The 23,590-nt window shown below is 42.7% G+C and carries 19 protein-coding genes and 1 tRNA gene; 9 read left to right on the top strand and 11 right to left on the bottom strand.

Translation table 11 applies throughout. The features are described from left to right. Nucleotides 1–5: 5 nt before the first annotated feature. From L1070_RS08870 to L1070_RS08900, 7 genes are all read right to left on the bottom strand, one after another. Nucleotides 6–446, bottom strand: coding sequence for a hypothetical protein (locus L1070_RS08870; RefSeq protein ID WP_237125291.1), 441 nt, complete (start codon nucleotides 444–446; stop codon nucleotides 6–8). A gap of 139 nt (nucleotides 447–585) precedes the next feature. Continuing rightward, nucleotides 586–1,773: a LamG domain-containing protein gene (locus L1070_RS08875; protein WP_237125292.1), complete on the bottom strand. Its 1,188-nt coding sequence runs from the start codon at nucleotides 1,771–1,773 to the stop codon at nucleotides 586–588. A gap of 264 nt (nucleotides 1,774–2,037) precedes the next feature. Continuing rightward, nucleotides 2,038–4,542: a hypothetical protein gene (locus L1070_RS08880; protein WP_237125293.1), complete on the bottom strand. Its 2,505-nt coding sequence runs from the start codon at nucleotides 4,540–4,542 to the stop codon at nucleotides 2,038–2,040. A gap of 73 nt (nucleotides 4,543–4,615) precedes the next feature. Then, nucleotides 4,616–5,119 (bottom strand): hypothetical protein, encoded by a 504-nt coding sequence (locus L1070_RS08885; RefSeq protein ID WP_070986312.1) that lies wholly within the window; start codon nucleotides 5,117–5,119, stop codon nucleotides 4,616–4,618. A gap of 35 nt (nucleotides 5,120–5,154) precedes the next feature. Beyond that, nucleotides 5,155–5,652 carry a hypothetical protein gene (locus L1070_RS08890; RefSeq protein WP_237125294.1) on the bottom strand — a complete coding sequence of 166 codons (498 nt, stop codon included), beginning with the start codon at nucleotides 5,650–5,652 and terminating at the stop codon, nucleotides 5,155–5,157. A gap of 29 nt (nucleotides 5,653–5,681) precedes the next feature. Then, nucleotides 5,682–6,440 carry a hypothetical protein gene (locus L1070_RS08895; protein ID WP_237125295.1) on the bottom strand — a complete coding sequence of 253 codons (759 nt, stop codon included), beginning with the start codon at nucleotides 6,438–6,440 and terminating at the stop codon, nucleotides 5,682–5,684. A gap of 592 nt (nucleotides 6,441–7,032) precedes the next feature. After that, nucleotides 7,033–7,962, bottom strand: a complete 930-nt coding sequence (locus L1070_RS08900; RefSeq protein ID WP_237125296.1) for a diguanylate cyclase — start codon at nucleotides 7,960–7,962, stop codon at nucleotides 7,033–7,035. Nucleotides 7,963–8,098: 136 nt separating this feature from the next. Here L1070_RS08900 and L1070_RS08905 point away from each other — a divergent pair, with 136 nt between their 5' ends. Next, the gene (locus L1070_RS08905; RefSeq protein ID WP_237125297.1) at nucleotides 8,099–10,555 is read left to right on the top strand and encodes an EAL domain-containing protein; all 2,457 of its coding nucleotides are present in this window, start codon (nucleotides 8,099–8,101) and stop codon (nucleotides 10,553–10,555) included. 38 nt (nucleotides 10,556–10,593) lie between these two features. Beyond that, entirely contained in the window at nucleotides 10,594–14,103 is a 3,510-nt protein-coding gene (locus tag L1070_RS08910; RefSeq protein WP_237125298.1) for an ATP-binding protein, read from the top strand. A gap of 321 nt (nucleotides 14,104–14,424) precedes the next feature. On the opposite strand, the gene groL is transcribed toward L1070_RS08910, so the two are convergent. From groL to L1070_RS08925, 3 genes are all read right to left on the bottom strand, one after another. Next, on the bottom strand, nucleotides 14,425–16,071 hold the full coding sequence (gene groL, locus L1070_RS08915) for a chaperonin GroEL (RefSeq protein ID WP_237125299.1): 1,647 nt from the start codon (nucleotides 16,069–16,071) through the stop codon (nucleotides 14,425–14,427). 49 nt (nucleotides 16,072–16,120) lie between these two features. Further along, entirely contained in the window at nucleotides 16,121–16,408 is a 288-nt protein-coding gene (locus L1070_RS08920; RefSeq protein WP_070986334.1) for a co-chaperone GroES, read from the bottom strand. A 114-nt stretch (nucleotides 16,409–16,522) separates the two neighbouring features. After that, nucleotides 16,523–17,023, bottom strand: coding sequence for an FxsA family protein (locus L1070_RS08925; protein ID WP_237125300.1), 501 nt, complete (start codon nucleotides 17,021–17,023; stop codon nucleotides 16,523–16,525). A 173-nt stretch (nucleotides 17,024–17,196) separates the two neighbouring features. On the opposite strand from L1070_RS08925, the gene cutA reads away from it, so the two are divergent. From cutA to L1070_RS08960, 7 genes are all read left to right on the top strand, one after another. After that, a complete protein-coding gene (cutA, locus tag L1070_RS08930; RefSeq protein WP_237125301.1) occupies nucleotides 17,197–17,517 on the top strand; it encodes a divalent-cation tolerance protein CutA in 321 nt (106 codons plus the stop codon). After that, nucleotides 17,517–19,313 carry a protein-disulfide reductase DsbD gene (locus L1070_RS08935; RefSeq protein WP_237125302.1) on the top strand — a complete coding sequence of 599 codons (1,797 nt, stop codon included), beginning with the start codon at nucleotides 17,517–17,519 and terminating at the stop codon, nucleotides 19,311–19,313. The genes cutA and L1070_RS08935 overlap by 1 nt, the downstream gene beginning before the upstream one ends. 202 nt (nucleotides 19,314–19,515) lie before the next feature. Continuing rightward, nucleotides 19,516–19,977 (top strand): type II 3-dehydroquinate dehydratase, encoded by a 462-nt coding sequence (gene aroQ, locus L1070_RS08940; protein WP_237125303.1) that lies wholly within the window; start codon nucleotides 19,516–19,518, stop codon nucleotides 19,975–19,977. A 17-nt stretch (nucleotides 19,978–19,994) separates the two neighbouring features. After that, nucleotides 19,995–20,453 (top strand): acetyl-CoA carboxylase biotin carboxyl carrier protein, encoded by a 459-nt coding sequence (gene accB, locus L1070_RS08945; protein WP_237125304.1) that lies wholly within the window; start codon nucleotides 19,995–19,997, stop codon nucleotides 20,451–20,453. Between the two features lie 24 nt (nucleotides 20,454–20,477). After that, on the top strand, nucleotides 20,478–21,818 hold the full coding sequence (gene accC, locus L1070_RS08950; protein ID WP_070986340.1) for an acetyl-CoA carboxylase biotin carboxylase subunit: 1,341 nt from the start codon (nucleotides 20,478–20,480) through the stop codon (nucleotides 21,816–21,818). A 213-nt stretch (nucleotides 21,819–22,031) separates the two neighbouring features. After that, nucleotides 22,032–22,108 (top strand) — tRNA-Ile (locus tag L1070_RS08955). 205 nt (nucleotides 22,109–22,313) lie between these two features. After that, nucleotides 22,314–22,511 carry a DUF6058 family natural product biosynthesis protein gene (locus tag L1070_RS08960; protein ID WP_237125319.1) on the top strand — a complete coding sequence of 66 codons (198 nt, stop codon included), beginning with the start codon at nucleotides 22,314–22,316 and terminating at the stop codon, nucleotides 22,509–22,511. 4 nt (nucleotides 22,512–22,515) lie between these two features. Here L1070_RS08960 and L1070_RS08965 read toward each other — a convergent pair whose 3' ends face one another. Beyond that, complete coding sequence (locus L1070_RS08965; RefSeq protein ID WP_237125305.1) at nucleotides 22,516–23,577, bottom strand: DUF6765 family protein; 1,062 nt, start codon at nucleotides 23,575–23,577, stop codon at nucleotides 22,516–22,518. Nucleotides 23,578–23,590 lie beyond the last annotated feature (13 nt).

Below are 23,590 nucleotides of genomic sequence, written 5' to 3' on the forward strand. Positions count from 1 at the left end.
TGCTGTTATTTCCAGTATTCAATAATTTTGGAAACTTTAGAGCCTTTGAACTCGAAAACCGTTAAATGACTTTCAGGTTTACCTTCATATAATTGCTGACGCTCAACCGAAACCGCATCGTGGCCTACTATCATCGTCACAATCTGGTAGCGTGGTGTTGTATATTGATACTGACCTGCCTTAAGAAACTTCACGTAATTGTTGTATAAATGCTGGCGAGAATAACGGCCACCGTACCCCTGATGAATATACTCAAAGTCCTCGGTAAAGTGCTCAAACAGCACATCTACATCCGTCACTTGTGAGCCTTTCATCAAGATAGCGTTTTGTAAGGTATTCACTTCTTTTATTTTGCGTTCAAGCTGTTGCTTGTTTAGGCTGGCTATATCATCAGCGTAAACGCTCCAGCTGCATACAACCAACATCGCGAAAAGTAGTGGCTTCATGTGTCTTCCCTAATTTTTATTTTTGTTTTAGGTACATTAGCCAATTAACACAATCACTTCAACAAAGGTTTTATGTGCATATCACGCAATAAAATAAAGCTGGGGTATACAACCCAGCTTTATAGCAAGCACTTAGGTATTATTGCTCAACGGCATAATCCACACGGATCACACCATAGCGGACCCAAGAGTCAGCCGAGAAGCTGCCATGTTCGCATGTCAAAACCAACGTGTTGTGTGGATGACCATTGCTGTATGCTTCTGCTATGCCTAAATCTTCGTACACGAATACGTCAACCAAGCCGCCGTCTTTTGACAGCATCATCAGGTGAGTATTTGTCGCGGTACTACCTCTCGTTGCGTTGATAATGCCCACTTTGCACTGCGGACTGACCATTTCGTTTGCAAGGTGGTCAAACACAATACGCTCAATATATTTGCCTGGGTTCACAGGCAAATTACAGGTCATGATTTTACCCTGCGAAACTTCGTAGCTACCTCGGTAGGCGTGTGCAACCGGCGTCGATACATCATCTTCCATGTTGCAATTGGTCGCCGCAGGATAAAATAATGAGGTTGTATTAGGCTCAGGCTGCCATGAAATAGGCTCCTGCGCTGTTGGATCTGCCAACACTTGTATCTCTGTGTCGGTCAGTGCTCTGTGATAGACTCGAATTTCATCCATTTGTCCATTGAGCATATCACCTGAATGAGCCGTTACCCCATTTCTATCAATTACAGCGCCGATTAGCATAAAAGTGCTGGAGTTGTTTAATGTTGCACCTGCGCTGTTATGTGTTGCATCTACAACACCATTGATGTATATCCTCGCTACCGAACCTGTGCGCGTAAGGGTAATATGATGCCACTGATTTGTCGCCAGCTGACTCGCCGTTCTGATACTAAAAGCGCCATTGGCAGCAAACGTGAGCCTGCCACTGTTAATATAAAACTGCCAAGCACGGTTGCTTCCGCCATTCCACTGCCACTGAGTCATCACCCGTGTGTAGGATGCGTTATAAGCGCGAGGATTAATCCAAAAACTAATCGTAAAGTCTTGGTTAGAGAAGTCCCATGCATCACTGTCAGCCACTTTGATGTGCCCATTTGCACCATCAAAACTGAACCCATTGCCAATCACACCTGCACTTGAGGACATACCGCCAACTAAGCTGCCCCAATGTGTGTTCACAGACACATCTTCGGCTTGGTCGCCAAATACAGCCCCAGACCAATACGCCATTAGCTTGTCAGTGCTAACGCTCGCCAAAGCACTTTGAATAAAAAGCAAAAAACTCCCACATAGTAATAGTGTTACCCGCTTCATAAATACATTTCCTTATATGAATAGATTAAATACTGCCTTAAAAAGGCAGCTAAGTTGCGTTCAAAAATGAACACTCCACATACTACGCATTAATGCGTCCTGTTTTATAGCTTTTCACATTTATTGTGTGAATTGTAAGTCGTCATTTGCCATAGCTCAGGCTTAATTTTGGCAATTACCCATTTTTCTATCGGTGACTGGCATTTTAGATTTGCGCTAAACTCTTAAGAAAAGCGCCTTGATTTATTTATAATTTTTAGCGGTTCACTCTTCATTACTGTTAACCTCGCGCGCTCGCAACACAATATCACTGACGTACATAATAAAGTCATCAGCACTTTGCGTGTCAATTGAATACTCACAGGGCGAACACGTTATATTGTTCTCATCAAGGTATTCTTTTGATACGCGCAATGTATAGCGTCCACGCTTGATTTTATCGATGATATAAAAGCCATCTTTCTCCGTGTAAGCCACTCTAACAGGCGCACTTTTTGAGTCGAGATCAACAAGCTCCAAAGCAACATAGCCAGTATGACGGCTCGCTTGTCCCGTTTTATCTAGCAAAATTATTTCCCCTTCCGCTTCATAAAACAACTGTAATGGGATAGCGACATCTACTCGACCGCCTGGATGAGATTCGACTTGAATTGATGGGTAAAGCGGAATTAAGAATGGGTTATCGACTTGCTCCGAGTTTACTTGAAATAAAGATGGGTCATACGCGTCCACCCCAAACAGATGAGAACGCTCATCAATTTCTATATCTGCTGTAACGCTTGATCTCGCTTCTAACCTGACGCCTGGAATGGTTTGTTCATTGAGCTCTTCATCCCACTTGCCATTATAATTTCCATCCAAAAATGCCCAGTTTTTTATCGTAGCACCATTGCGATATGAACGACTATTGAGGGTTTCAAACGGCGCTTTCGCATTAAATGAAAAGGCGATATTCAACCCCACTATGAGTGGTTGACTTTCTGATTTTGAGATTGAAAAACTACTAGAGAGCTTCCCCCACGATTTAGATAAACGCATATAGGTAGCAACTTTAGATTGTCTCGTAGAGTAAGAGGTTGACGCGGAAAAGCTATAACCATTGATGAGTTTTGAATAACTCAACGATAGGTAATCTTGATGTTGCTGTTGAAATTCTCTGGTCAGTGACAAGTTGACCGCTCCCCATGTACCACTTGCCGATGTTACTAAAGTTACTCTATCGGCACTTTGACTGACAATTTTCTTATCCCAAGTCAGCAAAAAGCTTTTATCTACATCACTCAGCCCTAACTGAGAAATCACTGATTTCTCAGTTACCCCCATACCTGAAGAGTAAGAATACACAGATTGAAAGCGTCGCTTGTCATCAGTGAAGTAGTACCCTAACGTTTTCCTATTTTGTATATTGTCGTAAGCCTTGCTACGCGCTATTTGAAGGTCTAGTGAATGAGCTGAATTGACAACCCACTTGAGCCGGTTTTCATGTAACCATGCGTCAGCAAAGCCAATTTTACTCGACAGCTCAGAGCCATCCTGACTGATAAACTCATAGTCAACAAATGGGACATTATAAGTACCTGAACTAGTTTTATGCCATTCTACGCCCCCTCTAACAAGCTGTTCTTCATCAAACACATAACTGCTGCCAATCATGGCAAAGCGGTCATCGCGCGTTGAACGCGTTTTGTTTAACACATAGGCCCCTGCATCCATGTACACAAATTCAGGGGACCATTGCCCGACTTTTAAGCCTTTCCAAGTCGGCTTTTTAATTTCTTGGCGCGTTGTTTTGCCATCAGGAGCGATAATTTTAATGAAGTATGACGTTTCAGAGCGCCTAAAATCCAGCTTACCTAATTCGTAATAACCACTTTCATCTGCCACAGTAAAGTCCACCAAATAGTCCCCTTGGTGTAATTCTATTTCACTGCCAGGAAGGGTATATCCATTGACATTATCTCTGAGCTTTTGGCTACGTCGCGCATCTTGTCCAATGTAAAAACCTAAACCAGATGACACTGTTGGAATAAACGCTGACTGCGGTATTTTTATATCACCAAACTCGTAACTCATCGGCGTTAATCCAACATCTAATTTGCGCGCAAAGATGGCACGACCATGTGGCTTTTGGTTGCTACTGGTACTTATTTGAATACTGCCTTGATGAAAAAGAAAGTCGCCCGTTGCTTGCGCATACATAGCTTGTTCTAGTTTGTCTTTATTTTTTATCCCTAGGTTTATATCCAGATTAGGCGGCGTAAAAATTTCGTATCTATCACTTTTAACCAATACTTCTTTTTGTCGCTCTTTAATTGCTTCAATTAAGTTTTTACGTTGCTCACGTATAATTTCCTGAGTCTTGGGGTGTTTACCGTCGGTAAAGATGGAGAGCCATTGCTTCGCGTGATTAAATTCATATTCTAAAGGAAAATAAGTAAGCACATTGATATTCAAATACACATCGTCTTCATCCACGAGGAATGCTTGGGCCTCTAAATTCAGTGAAATGGTTTGCCCCCAAAAGTCACCACTCAACAGGCGTGCATCACTGTCTAATTTGAGCGTACAAGCTAAGTGCTCATTAAAGCTTGTTAAGGCAAGATAAAAGTCTCTGTAATCGCGCGTCACTAGCTCAAGCTCAGAAGATATAATGCGATTATCAATTTTGAAGTCGGCAAAAATATAATCTAGGTAATCTTGTGCTGCAACCACAAAGGTAGCACTGAGCAACAGTGCGGCACAAAAAAGTCTGACTATTCTAAAAATCACGTTCGCGTTAGAAAAGATTGGGAATGAGTTGATTAAAAGCGCTAGTGGAGTGGGCTCCACTAGCAATGACTATTTATTGATATGCGGCAACAAAGTCGTAAGTAAACTGTTTAGCGCCAGCACCTTGTAATGCAGCATCTTTATCAGTTAGTCTGATTTGACCTAAGAAATTTACCACCAATTCACCTTCATTATTTAGTTTGCCGTTTCTAAGCGCTGAATCATGAATAACGAAGCTCAGACCATCAACAATTTGCTCAGGTGCAGATGCATGCCATGTTATATCGGCATAAGGTACACCTTGAAGTGTAAATAATGCCGACTGACCTTCTGTCGCTCTAAAGCAAAGTGATTGTTCAGGCGTTGTAATCACATTTGGTTGTAGATAGTGCGCATTACAGATGGCACCAACATCCGTCGCACGGTTTACAGTAAGAGGTGGGAATTTTAATAGCTGGGTTTCTTCATAACCCAATTGAATTTCCTCAACCTGTAAATTGACGTCAATTGTGTATTCCTGCGCACACGCTAAACCTGACAAAGTAAGTAATGAAGCAGTCATGAGTAGTTTTTTCATTTTGATTCCTTTTTTAATGTTTTGGTGTTTTTGTGTTATTGATATGCCACAGACACATCGTAGAAAAACTGGTAAGCATTCGTTTGTGCAGCACTTTTGTCAACCAAGGTAATAACGCCACCCGCAAAAAATATCGCTTCCCCTTTCAAATCTAAAGTCAGTGGTTTAAGTACAGGTTGCGCACTCGAATTGGTTGAAAATCTTAGCCCGCTGATGGTCTGATCAGCCGTATGGGTTACTGTCACCGCCCCATTTGGCGCACCAGAAATTTTGAATTCCCCCATGCGGCCAATTTGGCCAGGGCAAAGAGACGTTTCATTAGTACCCGAGTTGACAACTCCGTAGACTTCACATTTCGCGCCATTTTTGGTTGCGTTATCGGCAATCAAATCGGGAAACTCCATTGATTTGCGCTCAGTGATTTCTAACGGGGTACTTTGCGTTTCAAAGTTAACATTGATGCCAAACTCTCTGGCGCTCACGTTCTTTACTACCATCAAAGCTAAAAATACAAGTGATATTATTTTTCTCATGCTACTCACATCCGTATTGTCTAAGCACATTAAATATTTGATTGAAATTGAATCTCATTGCCTTGTTCAAGGCTTTCAAATACAACCGATAAAGGCTGTTTTGACTCATCCGCAGAAATGGTCGTATTAAAAGTTCTTCGCTGTAGCTCTGGGTAAATACTCACCTGATTAACACGATATAGCTCTTTTCCGTTCATATCTTTGACAACCAAGTTGCCACTATATGAGCCTAAGCCTTCACGTTTAAACGTCAGTGATAATGCTTTTGTGTTTTTGTCTACAAAGTGCTTCTCCAGCACAACGCTAGCCTTTTCTTCATCTGGGTAATTGCGCACAAACACAGGGATCACATACTTGATGTTAGGCTGAATAAAAACGCCCGCTACTTGCTTCGCTACTTCTGTTTTTATTGCCTCGATGAGTAGATGTGAGCGAAACTCACCACGCTCTTTTACCCCTTTTTTGATCAATTTGATACGTGCGAAGCTGTTTGGTGGAATATCTCGCACAATCCTTGGACCTACACGTAAATACTCTTTCGCTGAATAGGTATATTCCTCTACAGGTACTAAGTTACCCTCTTGATTCATTTCCATTTCAGTCAACAAGATCCTATAACTTTGTAACCTGTTAGATTCGTTATAAATCTTTAATTCCGCTCTGCGATCATCTTGCTCAAAAACAATACGCGATTTATTTAGTTTGAAGTTATTTGCATTTGCGTTTGGAATAGCCGCAAAAAAAAGAATAATGAAAGTAACAAAACAGACATTCAAAACAAGTTTCACTCAATTAGCTCCATATAACTGTTTTTGAAAATTGGATAAATTCAGATGTACTATTTATAAAAATATATCTGATAGCGGTACGGACAGTGTACCCTAATTGAACAAAAGTGCGAGTACCCTAAAGGGTAAAATTGCATCACTTTGCGCCACATCATAATTTTTAATAATAATTTCAACACGATAACTTTCTCATCATTGTTGAGTTTATCAAACCAATACTTTTACCCCCTCCACGTTATTCCCGTAAAATGATGGCGCTTGAGCAAATTTCAGACACAAAAAAACCCTAACATCAATGTGTTAGGGTTTTCCTAAAAAGCGATTTGGACCTATTTTACTACATCATGCCGCCCATATAGAGCTTAAATCTTTGTTTTAATTACACTATTAACATGGGAAAAAGTGACGATACCCACTTTATACCCCTAGAGTGAAATAAAGGATAAATTTATTTATTTTCAAATAGTTACCCACATCTCGACTCATTAAGTATCATACTTACTCAAAAGGTGCTCATTTACTTTACGCTATGAACCGTTCTTATTTATGGCATTACAATACCTCTATGTCTGCCTGCATTTTTTGAGCCCCCCTACACGTGCACTTCAACCGCATCTCTGCCTTTTTGTTTGGCTCTATACAGGTAGTTGTCAGCCAGTTGCAGAAGCTTTTCGCCTTTGATGCCTTGGTTTGGTGTAGCAACAGCGCAACCAATACTGATTGTTAAAATGCCAAAGGGTGACTTTTCGTGTGGAATAGCCAGTTCTCGCACTTTTTTGTTGAGCATTTTGGCTACGTGAGCAACTCCGTTGTGATCTGTATCAGCAAGTAACCCTAAAAACTCTTCGCCGCCATATCTAAATAACAGATCAGATGGGCGGTGCAAGTTATCTGCTATAGTTTGTGCTACAAGCCTTAAAACCTCATCGCCCTTTAAATGGCCGTAAGTATCGTTATATAGTTTGAACCAATCTACATCTATCATTAAAGCACCTGTCGGTAGCTTATTTCGCTCGCCCAATTGCAAATATTTTGGTAACAGTTGAGCTAGAAGGTTTCTGTTATTAACGCCAGTTAACCCATCAATGTATGAAAGGCGCTGTAGCGCTTCTGTTTGGTGTTTATAATTTAAGTGTATTTTTACGCGATTTCGTAATGTTATTCCGTTTATTGGCTTTGCGATAAAATCAGAGCATCCCGCATCCCAGCACTTATTTTGTGCCGTTTCGTCCTCACTAGAAGTAACCATGATGATGGGGATATGCTGAGTGTCTCGATTTCGTTTAAGCGCTTGGCAAGCCTGTAACCCAGACATGTGTGGAAGCACGAGATCCATCAAAATCAAATCAGGCGGTGTCGCTTCACAATGAGCAAGCGCTGCTTCGGCACTATCTACCACCATCACGTTAAACAAGGTGTTTAAACAGCTCTCCATTAGCGTGCGGTTGACTGGCTCATCATCAACAATTAACACGCGAGAATCTTTAGGGTGCTTTATTATCGGGCTGCCAAGATAAGTCACTTATTTTTACCTGTATAGAGTGATTGTTGCCACACAAACTAGAACCTTTGATATATGCAGCTAGAATAAAGTTAGTATAGCTTAGAGTTATGTCACTAATAACTTATTCTAGGATGGTAGCAGAGCGTGTTTAACGATGAGATTCATATCCGAAACGGAGTTTAAGCCGCGCGTACTTGTGGTGGATGACGAACCAATTAACTTGGTTGTGCTAGCGGAGGTTTTAAAAGACTGTGCTCAGGTAGACACATGCCCAAGTGCAAAAGAAGCCATTACGCTCGCTCAGCAAAACAGTTATCACATAGTATTGCTTGATATTGATATGCCCGAACTTAACGGCATTGAAGTATGTAGAGCACTCAAGTCATCTGAACGCACAGCGCATAGCGCTGTGATTTTTGTGACATCTCATAAAGATACAGAGATTGAATACCAAGCACTAACGGTGGGTGGCATAGACTTTTTACGCAAACCCGTTGATGCACGTTTGTGTCAGCTTAGAGTGCAAAACCACCTAAAGTTAAAACGCCAAGAGGCGATTATTGCCAGCGCGCAAAGAGACATTGATGACTTAGTTAAGCAATTATCGGCATACATTTCTTACTGGGATTGTCAGTTAGTCTGTCAGTTTTGTAATGACTTTGATGGTAGTTGGTTTGAAAAAGCAGCCAGAGATGTTGAGGGGTTAGCTATTGATGAAGGGCTACCGCTCATCTTGGCGCAATCGATAAAAGCACACATTGAATATGCCCAACCTGAGCTGACCTATGTTCTGGACATTACCTCATTAGAGCTGGTCATTCAGTACGTTCAAGTGTGTATCACAAAGCGCTGTGTTCAAAATGAAGTTTCTGGTTATTTAGTGACTTTAACGGATGTTTCTCAAGTCAAGGCGGCAGAGCTTGCACTGGACATGGAACGAGAAAGGCTGCTAGTCACCCTCAACTCAATTGGTGATGCGGTCATTGCGACCGACACCAATGAATGCGTGACCTTTATGAATCCAATTGCTGAGCGGTTAACTGGGTGGAACTTAGATGATGCAAAAGGTAAGAGCATTGATACGGTCATGGATTTGGCTGACGCAACCACAAAACAAAAAAGCTTTAACCCCATCACCTTAGCCTTACAAGAAAATAGAATCGTGGCGATGGCTTTGAATAGCCAGCTGACGAGCATAAACGGCCAACTTTATCGCGTCGAAGACTCAGCGGCACCGATTAGAAATAACAACAAAGAAGTGATAGGGGCAATTATAGTATTTCGCGATGTCAGTGAAACCATTGCACTTTCTGTGAAAATGAGTCATTTAGCCAATTATGACCAACTCACTAATTTACCCAACCGTATCCTATTACACGACAGAATAACCCAAGCATGTCGAGCGCTTACAACACAAATAGCGGTATATTTAATAGATATAGACCAATTCAAGTATATAAATGATAGCCTCGGACATTATCAGGGAGATGCGATTATTAAGCAGGTTGCCAAAAGGCTTGAGTCTATAACAGAACCAAACGCCACATTAGCCAGAGTTGGCGGAGATGAGTTTGTGTTGCTCATACCTAACGCAGCATCAAGTGCGTACGTTGACTCTGTTGGTGTGAAAATAATCGAAGTGATGAGCATTCCTTTTAACACGCCCTCAGAAGAGGTGACGCTTACCGTGAGCATTGGCATTAGCTTGATGCCAAACGATGCGACAACCGCTGAACAATTAATGACCCATGCCGATGCTGCAATGTATAAAGCAAAGGAGCGAGGCCATAATCTGTACTCGTTTTATTCTGAAGATATAGACAAATCGCTCAATGACAGGCACGAGATGCTGCGCTTAATACGAAAAGCAATTGACCACGAAGACATTGACGTGTTTTACCAACCCAAGTTCGAGCTAAGTACAGATAGGCTAATAGGCGCAGAGGCTCTAGTAAGACTAAAAAATGATAACGGAGAGTTCATTTCACCTATGTCATTTATCCCGCTTGCAGAAGAAACCGGTCTGATTAATGAGCTGGGTTACCTGATTTTACTTAAAAGCTGTAGAGCGGCAAAGCTATGGGCAGAAAAAGGCTATCCAATCACTATTGCCGTTAACATCGCGGCTAAGCAGTTCTCGGACGCCAGCTTTTTTGAAAAGGTGATGAACGCACTAGAAAACTCTGGATTAAAAAGCCGATTTTTGGAGCTAGAAGTGACAGAAAGTGCCTTGCTACACGACTTTGATGAAACCAACGCCATTTTGTCGAAACTGTCAGAGTTAGGGTTGTCTATTGCAATTGATGACTTCGGCACGGGTTACTCTAGTTTGTCTTATCTCAAGCAGTTACCAGTAGATGTACTTAAAATTGACCAATCTTTTGTACGTGACATGCTGTCTGATTCGCAAAGCTTGGATATTGTCAAAGCAATCGTACAACTGGCACGGTCTTTAGAGCTAGAGATAGTTGGCGAAGGCATCGAAGAGCAAGCGCACAAAAACAAATTAATAGAGCTAGACTGCCATTTAGGTCAGGGTTATTTATTTAGCAAACCCCTTCCTGAGCGTGAGTTTGAGGCTTTGTTACTCACTACCAATAAATCTAATTAAAGCCGGTAATAGTAAGTGCAGAGCAAGGAGCAGAATATATGAAACGATCAGTTTTTAATAAACTAGTGACACCAATCAGTATTGTGTTCACACTCGCAATAAGTGTGCTTATCTACTTTACTGACCAAAGAATAAAAACAAACGCCCTTGAACAGGTATCGGATGAACTTCAGTTTACTTTGCTATCGGCTAAACAAAAAGTTAATGATGGCATTGATGCGCGACGAAAAGACATCCAATTTTTATATGCCACTCCCCCCATATCAGGACTTGCACGAGCATCTAACAATGATGGTTTTGACCCCAAAGACAATACAACCACAGAGCAATGGAAGATTAGATTAGAAACCATTTTTGTTTCAATGCTAAAAAACCACCCAGAGTTGGATCAGTTACGAGTGATAAATGCACAAGGGATGGAAATTATCCGCGTAGACCGTCTTTCGGGGCGCATAGAAGTGTATGGCGGTAACCTGTTACAAGATAAATCACAATCGAGTTACATGAAAACTAGCGCTAAATTAAAGCGTAATCAGTTATATATTTCTCCTATTAGTTTAAATAAAGAGCATGGCGAATTTGAGTTTCCTTATCGATTAGCTCAGCGATTTGTTAAACCTATCTTTGATGACAATAATGCCTTGTTTGGCTTTTTAGTCATGAATGTAAACCCAAAGGGGCTACTCTCTGAACTGAATATGGGTAATAAAGACACCAGCAAAATCATTATTTTAAATCAACAACGACAAATTATTTGGCACCCTGAAGAGCAATTTCGCTTTTCAGCTGACTTGCAACCCGAACTGGTGTGGCCTCATATGGTTCATGTGGGTATCAGCCCTTCAGAGGCCTTTGAATTGAGTTGGCAAGGTGAGGCGATATTCGCAAAGGCTGTTGAGGTCCCGCTTACTAAGGGCGCGGCTAGCCAGTCTCTCATTGCAATATCTTACGCTCCCGAACAAACCTACAACCAGCTAGTCTATGATAACCGCTTATCAACGTATGCGTTGATTGTTATTGTTTTAACGTTAGTGGCCATTTTCATCGTTGTTTTAAGCTTCCAGTACTATAACAAGAATAAGTTAGCGGAAAGCCGTTCGGTGTTTTCAGCAATTGTGAACGGGTCATTAGATGTGATTATAGCGCTTGATTCGAGCGGGCAAATCATGACGTGGAATAGAGCTGCAAGTAAGCTATTTGGTGTGTCTGAAGACTATGTGGTGGGCAATAAGCTTAATCATATTATCGGGGACAAATTAAGCGATTTGCCACAAAAATTACTCCATGTTCTTGAATCTGGAGCATCGATTCAAGAAGAGGTCGACATAGAGATAGACAACGAACACCGCAGTTACAATATGGTTGTTTCTCCTGCAAAAGAGGCTGACTTGACGGGCACACCCAAACTCATTGGCGTTGCATTGATACTGCAAGACATCACACAAGAGCGTATCGCGCAAGAAAAAGTCGTCAGTATTAACGCGTCATTAGAAAAGCAAATCCAAGAGCGCACCTCTGAATTAGCCCAAGCACATAAGCAGGCACTTAAAGCCAGTGACGTGAAAAGCGCCTTTGTATCTAACATCAGCCATGAAATGAGAACACCACTCAATGGTATCTCTGGTATGTTAAGCCTCATTAACCGTGAAGCCCTCAGTAAAAAGCAACAACAGTATATGAAAATGGCGCAAAGTAGCGCTGAAAGCCTTGCCACTTTGGTCAACGATATACTTGATTTATCTAAGATTGAAGCTGGCAAGCTAGAAATAGACAACAAACCATTTGACCTACTCGGGTTACTTGAAAATGTCATGGCGTCTTTGGCTGTGAGAGCATTTGATAGTTCAACTGAGCTGATTTTAGACATCGAAAAATTACAACACCGAGTTGTGGACGGTGACGCTTTGAGGCTCAATCAAATCCTGTTTAATCTCATAGGTAACGCCATTAAATTCACAGAAAATGGCAATGTCACGCTACAAGCAAGTAGTTACGCTATAGACGATGACCAAGTTGAAGTACGCATCGACGTTATCGATACCGGAATTGGCATAGCAAAAGAAAACTTCGACAAAATCTTTTCAAAGTTTGATCAAGAAACGTCAGGAACATCACAAAAGTACGGTGGTACAGGGTTAGGGTTATCAATCTCTAAACAGTTAGCCGAGCTAATGAATGGCGATATTACATTTGGGTCTGAAAAGGGCGTGGGAAGTACATTTACGTTGCAGCTAAAGTATGAAAAAAACAGCTGCCAAGCATTATCAGTACCTAAAATACTCGCTGAAAAAAACGTTATATTTGCTTGTGAAAACGAAGTGGTATGTAAAAGTGCCTTAGCTATCTTAAAAAGGTTAGGCGCCAGTGAAGTACAAATACACCATCAAGCCAATGAGGATTTAAAAAGTGCATTAGTTGGTCATTCATGTGACTGGCTGATAATCGACAACAACATACCTAACTTATCTCATTGGTTTGAACAATGGCAACAATATCCACAAGGTAGCTGTAAAGTCGCGCTCATGAAGGCACCCGCCTCAAATAATATTGAAATCGACTATGAGCCAGCCATCTTGATTGACAAGCCAATCACCCTTTCAGAGTTGAGCAATAAGCTACAGTCTTCAAGCTCAAGTGCAAGTACGTCAACCTCAGCTTTAACGGCCACAAACAGCTCAATAGAGCTTCTAGACGCAAGTTTAGAGCGCATTCACGGGCTCAATATTCTAGCGGTTGATGACAACGACATTAATCTCGAAGTGTTAAAAGGCTTTTTAGCGCCACTTGAGATAAATATTACCACGGCGAAAGATGGCTTACAGGCAATCGCTACACTCAAAGAGCATGCTTCTGAGCTTGATATAGTGCTCATGGATTGCTCCATGCCAAACATGGATGGTTACGAAGCAACAAAGTCAATCAGACGCGGAGATGCTGGTAAACGTTATGTAGATATTCCCATTATTGCAATGACTGCCAATGCAATGTCGGGCGAAAAAGACAAGTGTGTAGCGGCTGGCATGAGCGATTACATCGCTAAACCAATGACAATCAACACGCTTACCCAAGCGATAACAAAGTATGCTCCCGACAATAACAAAAATGCCAAATCTCCCCCTGAGCGTGTAAATACTGATAGCAATGGTAAACCTAGCTCCCCGAGTGAAAAAGATGACAGGTTAGAAAAAGATGCTGATGTTTGGGATATAGAAAATGTACTGTCTCGACTGATGGGAGATAAAAAGCTACATAATCAGCTTGTGAAAATGTTCTTAGACTCTTTGCCTGAGCGAATAGAGGAAATTCAATCAGCAGTTGAACAGCAAAGCCTGAACGATATTCGCATTACAAGCCACAGGCTTCGAGGTGCAGCAGGTGATGTTGGCGCAATAGGTATTGGGCGAGTTTGTGCTGAGCTAGAGAAGGCCGCGATTAACGATGATTTGGAAGGCTGCAAGCGTCTGCACAAGCAATTTTTAGAGCAAGTAGAGGCATTGAGCAAAACAGCCAAGTTTGAACAATGGAAACTGGATGCTGTAGTTAATTAGCCTATCGCCACGCGTATTCAGATAGATAATAATAGACGCCACGATATAAGTGGCGCTCTAGTCAAGCTGGTATCGCTAAAGAAATCCTCCCTAAAAGTTCAGTGGATACATATACCCACTTCTCTTAGCATGAGGCATTAAAAGAAAGTAACGCAAAACTTTGCTGCCCACTTTTACGCTCTAAAGACAACACATGGGCGTTAAATCGATACCCCACTTTATACCCCTTAAATAATGACGCTTGAGCAAATTTCAGACACAAAAAAACCCTAACATCAAACTGTTAGGGTTTTTATAAAAAGCGATTTGGACCGATTTTTACTACATCATGCCGCCCATGCCACCCATACCGCCCATGCCGCCCATATCTGGAGCGGCTGGCTCATCTTTAGGTAGTTCAGCAACCATTGCTTCAGTAGTGATCATTAGACCTGCTACAGATGCTGCAAATTGTAGTGCAGAGCGCGTTACTTTAGTTGGGTCTAGGATACCCATCTCGATCATGTCGTTGTATTCGCCGTTTGCAGCGTTGTAACCATAGTTACCTTCACCTGCTTTAACGTTGTTTACAACGACTGATGCTTCGTCACCTGCGTTTGATACGATTTGACGAAGTGGCGCTTCCATCGCACGAAGTGCTACTTTAATACCGTGGTTTTGGTCTTCGTTGTCACCTAATAAGTCAACAAGCTTGTTTGCCACACGTACAAGTGCAACACCACCACCCGGTACTACGCCTTCTTCAACCGCTGCGCGAGTTGCATGTAGTGCATCTTCAACGCGGTCTTTTTTCTCTTTCATTTCAACTTCTGTTGCAGCGCCTACTTTGATAACAGCTACACCGCCTGCAAGTTTAGCCATGCGCTCTTGTAGCTTCTCTTTGTCGTAGTCTGAAGTAGCTTCTTCGATTTGTGCTTTGATTTGTGCAACACGGCCGTCAATGCCTTCTTGCTCACCAGCACCATCGATGATAGTTGTATCGTCTTTGGTGATCACAACGCGCTTAGCTGTACCTAAGTCTTCAGCAGTTGCTTTTTCAAGCTCTAGGCCGATTTCTTCAGAGATAACCGTACCGCCAGTTAGAATTGCGATATCTTGTAGCATCGCTTTACGACGGTCGCCAAAACCAGGTGCCTTAACCGCAGCAACTTTAACGATACCACGCATGTTGTTCACAACGAGTGTTGCCAGTGCTTCACCTTCTAGGTCTTCAGCAATGATAAGGAGTGGCTTGCTGGTTTTTGCAACCGCTTCTAACGTCGGTAGTAACTCACGAATGTTAGAGATTTTCTTATCAACTAATAGGATGTGTGGGTTATCTAGCTCAACCGCACCTTTTTCAGCATTGTTGATGAAATAAGGTGATAGGTAACCGCGGTCAAACTGCATACCTTCAACAACGTCTAATTCGTTTTCTAGCGACTGACCTTCTTCTACTGTGATAACACCAGACTCACGGCCTACTTTTTCCATTGCGTTTGCAATGATGTCACCGATCTCAACGTCTGAGTTTGCAGAAATTGTACCTACTTGAGCAATCGCTTTAGTGTCTGCACATGGAACCGATAGTTCTTTAAGCTCAGCAACTGCCGCCGCTACCGCTTTGTCGATACCACGCTTAAGGTCCATTGGGTTCATGCCTGCGGCAACCGCTTTTAGACCTTCGTTTACGATAGACTGTGCTAGTACTGTCGCAGTTGTTGTACCGTCACCCGCTGCATCGTTTGCTTTAGATGCAACTTCTTTAACCATTTGTGCGCCCATGTTCTCAAACTTGTCTTCAAGTTCGATCTCTTTAGCCACTGAAACACCATCTTTGGTGATAACCGGTGCGCCAAATGATTTGTCTAAAACGACGTTACGACCTTTAGGACCAAGAGTAACACGTACTGCGTTTGCTAAAATGTTTACACCCGCTAGCATCTTAGTGCGAGCATCGTTTGCAAATAAAACTTCTTTTGCTGCCATGATATAAATTCCTATTAAATTTGGTTAATTTGAAAAGTGAAAAGTAGGATTAGCCTACAATGCCCAAAATGTTATCTTCACGCATGATCAGGTACTCTTGACCTTCGATCTTTTCAGTTTTTTCAACATAAGAGCCAAATAGCACGGTATCGCCTGCTTTTACTTCAAGCGCTCTTACTTCACCATTGTCTAGCACGCGGCCATTACCTACAGCGATAACTTCACCACGAGTTGACTTTTCTGCGGCAGAGCCAGTTAATACAATACCGCCAGCAGATTTTGTTTCTTCTTCAAGACGCTTGATGATTACGCGATCATGTAAAGGACGAATGTTCATTTGTTATGTTCTCCTAACAGTTTCTGAACAACTACAGAAAAATTCTTTAAAACTAAGTTGCCATCATTTATGGGGATGGCACTTTTAAAACCCAAGTCAAAAAACTAAAATTTTTTAATCTTTTCGCTCGTACTCACCTTCAATGGTGTTCGATGAGTGATGGGAAGGCTGCTTTGAGCTTTGTTCGTTATGCTCAAAGGGCTGTGCCTGCTCATGCTCAGAGTAAGCATGTTGCGACTGCTGCATCGTCGTGTGCATTTTAACGGTCATCTGCTTCATCAATGCACCCGCCAGTTTTGAGCGAATGGCGGGCGTTAATAACATAAAGCCAAGTGCATCGGTCATGATCCCTGGTGTCATCAGTAATACACCAGCGATTATCACACACAACCCTGTAAACAGTTCGCTGGCCGGCATCTGACCACGCGCCATTTGACCTTGTACATTACTATATGCGCTCAGGCCTTGTTGTTTTACCAGCTTTGCACCAAGAATTGCGGTTAAGATCACCAACGCAATCGTCGCAAATCCTCCGATGATGTCACTCACTTGAATAAGCAGCGCAATTTCAATGATCGGCACCACAATAAACAGTACAAATAAAATCCGAAACATACTTTCTCCTAAATTAATGAAACTTAAATATGGGTGACTCGGTCTCATTTCAAGCACAAACGACCCCACACGGCTAAGTTAGGTATTTTTGCTTTCATCTATAGACACTTGGGATAGCTGATAGTTTGAGCTACTATGGCGAAAGTTCATATTTTTGTTGAAAGGAATTGAGCATGGCTCCCCATTACAAACTGGTTTTGACCACCTGTGAAAACCAAGATGACGCTCACCAACTTGCCAAACAGCTGATTGCTCAAAAGTTGGCTGCCTGTGTGAATATTTTGCCAGGCGTCGAGTCGGTGTATATGTGGCAGAACGAGGTTGTGCAACAAACCGAAACTAAACTGTTTATAAAAACCAAAGCAGACAAAATAAGTAAAATGATCCAAGTCATTAAAGAGTTGCACAGCTATGAGGTACCGGAAATTCAGGTACTAGATGTCAGCGCGGGGAATCTTGCTTATTTTCACTGGATGGACGAGGTATTGAATTAATGCGCGCGCTGTTATTTGTTTTTTCACTTTTGTGGCTGTTACCAGCACAGGCCAACAATGATGTTCTCAATAGCTTGCTGGCCCCAAAACAAGATACCTTCTTGCCGGTCAATGAGGCATTTAAATTCGATTTTGATCAGCAGGGCAATATTTTGTTCACTGGTTGGGATATTGCACCGGGCTATTACCTCTATAAAAAGAAGCTTGAGATAATCGCAAAAAATGCCGACATCAAAGTGGGAGAATATGCCGAAGGGGTAGAAATAGAGGATGAATTTTTTGGTAAAACCCAAGTGTATTTTGATTCGTTCTCTGTGGTGTCAAAGCTTAGCAATATTGGCGACGATGCGGTGGTAAAAATCCGCTATCAAGGCTGTGCCGAAGCTGGATTATGTTACCCCCCTGAAGTCATCACGATTCCCTTATCTCCTCTAGCGATGGCTAATGGCAGCACAGCAAGCGTCGATAGCGCAGCCACAACACCTCTAGTCGCAGAGCAAACGCCATCCTCAGACAACGAGTTATCATTTACCGAGCGCCTTGCCAGCCAAAGTTTGATGGCGAATTTAGCCATTTTCTTTATGGTGGGTGTGGGTCTTGCGTTTACCCCGTGTGTTTTTCCTATGTTCCCTATCCTTTCTAGTCTCATCGCTGGACAAAAAGGATTATCGACCAAGCGGGCTTTTACTTTGTCATTTGTATATGTACAAGGCATGGCGGTAACTTATGCATTGCTTGGGCTTGTTGTAGCCGCTTTAGGCGGGCAAGTACAAGGTTACCTGCAACACCCTGCGGTATTGATTAGCTTTAGTTTACTGTTTGTATTGCTGGCGATGGCCATGTTTGGTTGGTATGAAATTAAACTGCCCAGCGGCATGATGAATCGCCTCACGGCTATCAGCAATCAACAACAAGGTGGTAACTATCTGGGCGTGTTTTCTATGGGCGTGCTATCAGGTTTAATCGCATCACCATGTACCACTGCACCGCTGTCAGCCGCTTTGCTTTATGTTGCTCAAAGTGGTGACTATTTTATCGGTGGCATTACGCTCTACGCGCTCAGCTTAGGCATGGGTTTACCACTATTACTATTAGGTACGTCCGGTGGCAAGTTGCTACCCAAAGCAGGCGCATGGATGGAACAGGTAAAAACGCTGTTTGGTTTCATTATGCTCGTGGTGCCACTGATACTGCTAGAGCGCATTGTTGAATTTGACATTATCTTATGGCTTGCCAGCGGTTTGATGCTTGCGACGGCTCTTTATTTACATCACTGGCAAAGCCAACAAAGCAGTGGGGTGTTAAAAACCTTGTTGTGGGGTATTGCTTCAGTGTTGTTAGTCAGTGCCTTGCTGGTAGGCAAAAATCTCATTTGGCCGAGCAAAACAATTAATGTAACACAAGCACAGTCGGCACAAGGCGAGAAAAAGTTTCAGCTCGTCGACGATTTAAGCGCTTTGAGAGAGGCCATTGAACAGGCCAACAACAACGGTCAAATTGCCATCGTTGACCTATACGCAGACTGGTGTGTTGCCTGCAAAGAGTTTGAGAAGTACACCTTCTTTGAGCCTCAAGTACAGCAGCAATTCAAACACTTTGCGCTACTGAAGTTGGATTTAACCGAAAGTAACAACAAGAGCGTAGAGATAATGAAAGAGTTCGACGTATTTGGGCTGCCCACCATGTTGTTCTTTGATGCACAAGGTAATGAACTGCCAGATCTACGCGTTACCGGTTTTATGGGCCCTGAGCCATTTGCAAAACACCTAGAAAAGGTGCGTGCCAACGTACAATAACCCTATATCTTCACCCGCTGGTCATGTTTGACCAGCGCCTCCTCTCTGATTAGACCAGTATTTTGCTGCTATTTACCGCGAAATATCTATAATACACAGCTAAAGTGAGAAAAAGTTGCTATTTTGGTCTGAACAGCTTAAGTTATTTATTAACTTATACAAAAAATCACGTTAATTTCAATTTGAGAGGTTTTCACGGATTATGACTGCAAATTTGAAGATTTTAGTCTTAAATGGGCCAAACCTTAATATGCTTGGTCACCGTGAGCCACAGACTTATGGCACGCTCACACTTGATGAGCTAATGAGCAGAGTAGACAAACACGCTCAGCAACTTGGCGTAACGCTTTCTCATTTGCAAAGTAACAGTGAGGCTGAACTGATCAGCACCATACACGATGCATGGCAAAAAATTGATGCCATTATCATCAACCCCGCAGCATTTACACACACCAGTGTCGCGCTGCGAGACGCGCTTTTAAGCGTCAACATACCTTTTTATGAAGTGCATATTAGTAACGTATATGCACGAGAGCCGTTTCGCCATAAATCGTATTTTTCCGATGTGGCGCAAGGGGTGATATGTGGATTAGGCGCAATTGGCTATGAAGCTGCTTTAACGGCGGCCGTCAGCAAATTGCACAACAGAAATAACGCAAATTAACTAACAGGCGGGTCATTATGGATATTCGCAAGATCAAGAAACTTATCGAATTAGTAGAAGAATCAGGTATTGCTGAATTAGAAATCACTGAAGGTGAAGAATCAGTACGCATTAATCGTTACAGCAACGCACCTGTGATGGCACAGCCACAACAGTTTGCTGCAGCGCCTGCACCAGCAGCGGCACCAGCGCCAGCAGCAGCTCCTGCTGAAGCAACACCTGCGGCTCCTGCAGCACCTGCTGGCCATCAAGTGTTATCTCCTATGGTTGGTACTTTCTACGCGGCCGCTTCTCCTGAAGCTCCTTCATACGTAGAAGTCGGTTCTAAAGTAAGCGTTGGCGATACACTATGTATCGTTGAAGCAATGAAAATGATGAACCAAATTGAAGCTGACAAAGCTGGTGTAGTGAAAGCAATTCTTGTTGAAAATGGCGAGCCAGTTGAATTCGACCAGCCACTATTCATTATCGAATAATTACGCAATAAGAAGGCAAACGCTATGTTAGATAAAGTAGTCATTGCGAACCGAGGTGAAATTGCACTTCGCGTATTGCGTGCCTGCAAGGAGCTTGGGATCAAAACGGTGGCTGTACACTCAACCGCTGACCGCGATCTTAAGCATGTACTTCTTGCGGATGAAACCATTTGTATCGGTAAACCAGCAGCGTCTGAAAGTTACTTAGACATTCCACGCATTATTGCAGCAGCAGAAGTAACAGATGCGGTTGCAATTCACCCAGGTTACGGATTCTTATCAGAGAACGCTGATTTTGCTGACCAAGTTGAGCAAAGTGGCTTTGTATTCATCGGCCCTCGTGGTGACACTATTCGCTTAATGGGCGACAAAGTGTCAGCCATCGAAGCGATGCGCAAAGCTGGCGTACCGTGTGTACCTGGTTCTGATGGTCCATTAACGGACGACAAAGAACGCAACACACAAATCGCTAAACGTATCGGCTACCCTGTGATCATCAAAGCCGCAGGTGGCGGTGGTGGTCGTGGTATGCGTGTGGTAAGAAGCGAGGCTGAGCTAAATAACTCAATCGCCTTAACACAGCAAGAAGCTAAGCAGTTCTTTGGTAATGGCATGGTTTACATGGAAAAATTCCTTGAAAACCCACGTCACATCGAAGTTCAAGTCCTTGCCGATGGCCAAGGTAATGCGATTCACTTAGGTGAGCGTGACTGTTCAATGCAGCGCCGTCACCAAAAAGTTGTTGAAGAGGCGCCAGCACCAGGTATTACTGCTGAAATGCGTAAGTTCATTGGTGATCGCTGTACTCGTGCATGTATCGAAATCGGCTACCGTGGCGCGGGTACTTTTGAGTTCTTGTATGAAAATGGCGAGTTCTATTTCATTGAAATGAACACCCGTATCCAGGTTGAACACCCTGTTACCGAGATGGTTACAGGTGTGGACTTGATCAAAGAGCAACTTAAGATTGCCGCAGGCCAACCATTGTCTATCACACAAGATGACGTGGTGATCCGAGGTCATGCTATCGAATGCCGTATCAATGCTGAAGACCCTGATACTTTTATTCCGTCACCGGGTAAGATCACACGCTTCCACCCTGCTGGCGGCTTAGGTATTCGTTGGGATAGCCATATTTATGCTGATTACACCGTACCACCTCATTACGATTCAATGATTGGTAAGTTGATCACGTATGGTGAAAATCGCGACGTAGCGATTGCACGTGCGCGCAATGCACTCAATGAGTTAGTCATCGACGGTATCAAAACCAATACACCGCTACACAAGAAGATCTTAGCGGATGAAAACTTCCAAAGTGGTGGCACAAACATTCACTACTTAGAGAAGAAACTTGGTTTATAAGTATTTATGATTTGAAAAGCCGGCCAATGCCGGCTTTTTCATTGTGTTCAAAAATGAAACAAGCCAAATTGGTCTAAATTTAATCATTTGATTTACAGATAGTTAAATTTATGGCTTTTGCTAGTGACAAGGCTTTTAAAAGTTTTTATACTGCAACCCGCTTACCAACATTGGTAAGTCTATTTACCTGCATTCCTAAGCAGGCACAAAAATGGCCCCTTAGCTCAGTTGGTTAGAGCACACGACTCATAATCGTTAGGTCCCCAGTTCAAGTCTGGGAGGGGCCACCATTTTCTTAGCAAGTCATCTTTTATCACTCCACATGTTACAAACGATCTCTTTTCCCTTGCTGTTTCTATCGTATTAGCGTCAAAAAATATGTGGCGAAAGGCTAAAAATATATTCTGTGTTTTCTGAACGCTATAAAAAAGCACTCGAACAATTAAAAAGTCAGGGATTTACGGCCTTTGCACAAAATCAGGCTTACCCGAACATATTGCAACAAAGGAACTTGCGATCACCCAAATTAACGCGCTTTCAAAGCTTGAGTCACCAACTGGCTCGCAGCTCTCCCAACTAAAGCGCGCAATAGACCTACTGGATGAATCAAGCGCGCTGTTTACTCCTCATGAAAGAGCAAGAAGTTCTCGACACCGTTTGATGGATAAAATGAAGCATAAATATCAATTTTGATGCCTTAAGCGACACATATCCCATATCGAGGTAAAACAATATCCACTATATTCAACCTATGTTGCTTCGCAGCGTCATGAAATAGCTTCCAGTTTGAGGTTAAAAACCCCTGTGTAAAGGTGTATTCATCTTCGTCCTTATCAATCAACGTAGTGCCTAATGCTTCATGCTTCCAGGAACCCGCGCCTTTTGCGATATAGGCCAGCTGATATGCCCCAAGTGAGAACTCATCGTTGGCGATTGCTTCAATCCACAAAGCAAGCCTCTGCTGGCCAGCATCCATATTAAAGTCGGTAAAACATTTGGCTATTTGTGCTTTGAGTAACTCGTTCAAGCCCTTTGGCTGCTGCTTCAGGTAAGTTTGATAGACTTTACACAATTCATCAGCTGCTTCTAAAAAATCGTCCGGGTTATTACGCTCTATAACCTCCCCCAACCCGTTGGTGTAGCTCCAATGTTGATGTGGTAAGTCAGGATTTGATAACGCCTGACCATGTCCCAAACTGGGAATGTCATCCTGAAACATCCCCATAAAATAATCTGCTACTCTTTGCGTCCAATGTTTATCTATTTGGCCATTGTGATCTTTAATATCATCGACCTTATTGACTTTATGCTGTATTCCCGCAAATCCCTTGTGCCCCCAAGTATCAATAAATACATGTGATGTGATCCCCAGTAAATGCAATGCATAAGGCTTGTGTTGATGAGCTATACACTCATTCACCATATCGCGGGCAACATAGGAATTAGGCTTACATACTAGCTTATGAACAAAACGACCTGATGGGTTGCTGCCCGCCGGCAGCCCACTGTTACCAGGCAAAAAGTGAAATGGGATCCACACTTGTTGGTTCTTTAGGCTTTGGATATTTCTATAGTCCAACATCTTATGGGCTGTGGCAATGCGTTGATATGCAGCACCATTATTGAATTTTATGTGGCCTTCGTTAGTCGCGTCGTCAACGTATTGCGAAGCATGCGCGATGATATTTGCCTGTTCGTTACTAAAGCCTGCGGCACGGGCTACAACCCAAGTCATGCCTAGGTGAAGGTCAATCTGCATAGTGATCCTTTAA

Source organism: Pseudoalteromonas sp. MMG022 (genome assembly GCF_021654245.1).
GTDB classification, from domain to species: domain Bacteria; phylum Pseudomonadota; class Gammaproteobacteria; order Enterobacterales; family Alteromonadaceae; genus Pseudoalteromonas; species Pseudoalteromonas amylolytica.